The organism is Kitasatospora sp. NPDC054768 (assembly GCF_053612025.1).
The window spans coordinates 1-4168 of the sequence record NZ_JBSHBN010000306.1; the positions used below are offsets into that span (position 1 = coordinate 1).

The 4168-nt window shown below is 78.1% G+C and carries 2 protein-coding genes; both read right to left on the minus strand.

Features of this window, described 5'->3' with window-relative positions:
• Positions 1-132 precede the first annotated feature (132 nt).
• The gene (locus tag ACWGKU_RS40610; protein ID WP_452181045.1) at positions 133-3486 is read right to left on the minus strand and encodes a S8 family serine peptidase; all 3354 of its coding nucleotides are present in this window, start codon (positions 3484-3486) and stop codon (positions 133-135) included.
• A gap of 274 nt (positions 3487-3760) precedes the next feature.
• Entirely contained in the window at positions 3761-3925 is a 165-nt protein-coding gene (locus ACWGKU_RS40615; RefSeq protein WP_380554397.1) for a hypothetical protein, read from the minus strand.
• Between the last annotated feature and the right edge of the window lie 243 nt (positions 3926-4168).

Consider the following 4168-nt stretch of genomic DNA (forward strand, 5'->3'; position numbering starts at 1 on the left):
TCGCCTCGTGGGGGGGCGGGGGGGGGGGGGGGGGGGGGGGGTGCGCGCGGTATGGGGGGGGGGGGCGCCCCGTGTGGGGGGCGGGGCCCCCCCCCTCTCCCGGTCCCGCGATCGGGTCTCCCGACCCCGTGGTCAGGGCAGGTCGAGCACCTGGGCCCGTCGCTCGGCCGGGTTGAGGTGGTGCAGCAGCAGGAGCCGCGAGGTGCCGCCCTGCGACCGGTGCACGTCGAGGACGGCGCCCGGGCCGGCCGGGACCACCACCGCGGTCGGGCCGGTGAGGCCGGCCCGTACGGTGAGTGCCGGCCGCAGCACGTCCAGCGGGACGGTCGGGACGGTGCCGTTCAGTCCGATGGCGCAGAGCGCGTCGGCCACGTCCGGCGTACCGGCCCCGGCGTAGCCGGTCCACACGCCGTAGCGGACGGTGCTGTGCCCGGGCGCGACGCCGGGCAGGGCGCTCAGCCGGACGGGCAGCACCAGGACGTCGCTGTCGAGCAGGGCGGTGTCGGTGTCGCCCCAGTGGGCGTTGAGCGGCTGGACGTCCAGTTCGGCCCCGGTGCGGGCGTCCAGGGCCCGGGAGACCAGGACGTCGCTGCCGCGCAGCCGGTCGGCCTTGAGGACGACGTCGGTGCTGCCGTCCCCGTCGGTGTCCAGCGCCACCCGCACCCCGTACAGCCCCACCGGGGTGGCCGCGGGCGCCCACAACTGCGCTCCCACGTACAGCAGTTCGGAGTCGGCGGCGGCGCCCGCGGCGCGCAGGTCGGCGGACCGTTCGCCGGGGTGCTCGACGCAGACCTCCTGCGCCGGGTCCGGCGCCTCCCCGGTGCCCTTCGGCCGGACGCCCGCGCCCGGCGCGATCGCCGCGTCACCGCCGCCGGGCGGGCAGTCCGGCCAGCGGATCCCCTCGCCGCCGAGTGCGAGGGCGCTGACCAGCCCGGGCTGTTCGCCGGGCGCGGCGCGGCCGCCGAGGGTGATCAGGGTGCCGTCCCGGGCGGTGCGGACGGTGGCCGTCGCCGTGAGGTCGCCGGTCGGGCGGGGGGCGGCCAGCACCGGGATCCGCAGCTGCGGCGGCGTGTCGTCGCCGACGGGCGTGAGCAGCACCCGGCCGGAGAGCTCGCCCCGGTAGCTGCGGGCCCGGCCGCCCTGCACGGTGTCGACGGTCGGGTCGGGCGCCCGCCCGAGCTCCCCCGGCACGGCGAGCGTCACCCGTACCCGGGCGGTGCCGCCCGCCGGGACGTCCACCCGGGGCGGCGTCACCCGGTAGGAGGCGCCGGGCAGTCGGGTGGCGGCCGCGTAGGAGGTGCGGTAGGTCAGCGGCGCGGCCGAGGTGTTGCGCACCTCGATCTCCCGGGTCACCGCCGTCGGCCCGCCGACCTCAACCGGCCCGAAGGAGACCCCGACGACGCCCTCCACGGCGCCCTCGCCCACCGCGTAGGCGACGGCGGGCGTGCGGACCGCCCGGTCCACCCGGACCCGCCCGGCGCCGGTGCGCTCGGGCCCGTAGACCGGCCCGCCGCGGTCGTCGCCGAGGTAGGTGTCCACGGTGGTGTTCATCAGCGCGGCCTTGACCTGCTCGACCGGCCAGTCCGGGTGGGCGGCGCGGACCAGCGCGGCGAGTCCGGCCACGTGCGGGGTGGCCATCGAGGTGCCGCTCTCGCGCTGGCCGCCGGCGCCGCTGCCGACCAGGCTGGACCAGATGCTCTCGCCGGGGGCCGCCAGGTCGGGCTTGACCACGCCCGGCACGCCGATGCCGCGCGAGGTGAAGTCGGTCAGGGTGTCGACCCGGGCCGGCTGGTCCTGCGCGACCGAGCCGTGCAGCGTGTTGCCGGGCGCCGCGAGCCGGATCCGCACCGGCCCGGCGGCCGCGGCCTGCCGCAGCCGGTCGCCGTCGGCGTGCGCCAGCAGCGCGGCCGGGATCCGGTCGTTGCCGGAGATCTCGGCCAGGTGGTCGGAGTCGGCGGCGTACAGCGCGCCGATCGCGCCCGCGTCGGCGGCGTGGTCGGCGCGCGGGCCGGAGTTGCAGGCCCGGTCGGCTTCCCGGGTGCGCCAGGCGAGCAGCGCGATCCGGCCCTTCAGCCGCTGCCGGTCGGCCTCGCTGAAGTCGGTGCAGCCGTCCGACTGGTCGGCGGGCAGGGCGAGTTCGCCGCTGACGTCGCCGGTGGACCAGCCCTGGTAGCGCTCGCTCCAGTGCGCCGGGACGATCCCGGCCCGCCCGGCCGGGGCGAGCACGGTGATGCCGTCCACGTCGGCGTGCCCGTGCACCGAGGCGGCGACGGTGATCGCCCGGGCGGCGGTGCCGGGGCTGCCGCCGATGCCGTACACGTCGCCGTCGTTGCCCGCCGCCGCGACCACGACGGTGCCCAGTTCGGCGAGCCGGTCGACGGCCAGGGCGTCGGTGTCGTCGGTGCTGCCGAAGTGGCTGCCGAGCGAGAGGTTGACGACGTCCAGCCGGTCGCTCAGGTCGCCGTCCCCGTCGGGGTCGGCGGCCAGGTCGAGCGCCTCGGCGACCCGGTCGGTGGAGCCGTCGCAGCCGAACACCCGGATCGCGTACAGCTGGGCGCCGGGGGCGGTGCCGGGGCCGATCCGGAAGCCGGCCGGGTCCAGCCCGGGCCCGTACGGACCGGTGTACGGGCGGCCGTCGGCGGTGACGCCGTACCCGGCGGCGGTACCGGCCACATGGGTGCCGTGCCCGTTGCGCACGCAGTCGATCGGGTTGTCGCCGGGGTGCGGCACCGGCTGGTGGTGCGGGGAGGCCGGGTCGGGGTCGTAGTCGTCGCCGACCAGGTCCTTGCCGCCGACCACCTTGGCGTTGGGGAAGAGCGCGGGCGGCGCGGGCTTGCCGCGCTCGACCGAGCGGAAGGCCTCCTCGGTGCCGGGGCCGCCGAAGTCGGCGTGGGTGTAGTCGATGCCGCTGTCGATGATCCCGATCCGCATGCCCTGCCCGGTGCCGGCCGTCCGGTCGCCGGCCCAGACCTGCGGGGCGCCGGTCAGCGGGACGGAGTGGGCGTTGTCGCGCCGCTTGGCGACGATCGGGTGGACGGCCCGGACGCCCGGCAGTGCCCGCAGCGCGGGCAGCCGGTCGGCGGGCGCGCTGACCGCCAGGCCGGTGAGCACGGTGCGGGTGCGGTAGAGCTCGCGCGCGGCGGGTGCCGCCCGGTGGACGGCCCCGGCGAGCCGGTCGAGCGCGTCCCCGGTCCGGGACCGCTGGGCGGCGCCGGCCCGCGCGGCCTCCCGGCGGACGTCCTCCGGGGAGCGCCGGGCCCGCCGGGCCCCGTCGGCGGCGCGCCGCCAGGCGGAGCCGGTCGTCTCGGTGGTGAGTTCGAGCAGGACGGAGGCCATTCGGCCCGCCCCTGGCGGTCCGGCCGTTGGTGGTCCCGCGGTCGGTGGGCCGCCGGCCGCCGGGGTGGCGGCGAGGACGGCGCTTCCGGCCAGCAGGGCCAGGGTGAGGCCGATCCGGGCGGCGGGTCGGCGGACGGGTGGCAGACGCACTGGGCCCTCTCCCCCGGCAGGGGGACTGATCCGCACTCCGTGTCGCTGACGCCCGCCCACGCGAACGTCGATCACCCCTCCGAGAGCCCCAAATTAGGATGATCGCGCCGATGGGGACGAGCAACTTCCCTCGGACGGAGCGGGGTTGCACTCTACTGGGTGACATCCCGAGCGCCCGTACGGCCCATTCGGCCGATGAACGCCGGCCGGCACCCGGCCCGACGGCGGGGCCGGCCGCCGGACAGCGGCGGCGGTCACCCGAGGGCGGGGCCGGTCAGTGGTGGCCGGTCACGCCGCCGTTGTCCCGGCGGTCCAGCGAGCGCTGCAGGGCGGCCGCCGCGAAGGGGTTCCGCTCGGCGGCCCGGCGGCGGCGCGGGGCACGGACGGGGGCGGTGGCGGGGGCGGACGTGGCGTGACGGTCGGCGGCGGTCGGCGACATACCGGGCTCCTTGGAAGCGGCGCCGCGGAGGGCGGGCGCGAAGAGGGGGAGGGAGCGCGGGAGCAGGGATCGCCTGCTCGTGAAGGCGCACGCGCACACGGGCCGCACACCCTGGCTACAGGGGCGGCACACCGTATGGCCCTTCCACGGTACGGCCGCGCCCCGGCCGTGTCTGCACGAATACTTGGATTTCCTAGTATCTGAGACGGGCGTCACCCGGGAGAACGCAGCAGGGCCCGGACC

Bases quoted from the DNA above. Each gene is read 5' to 3' on its own strand.
- ACWGKU_RS40615 (WP_380554397.1), bottom strand. From the start codon at position 3,925: ATGTCGCCGACCGCCGCCGACCGTCACGCCACGTCCGCCCCCGCCACC.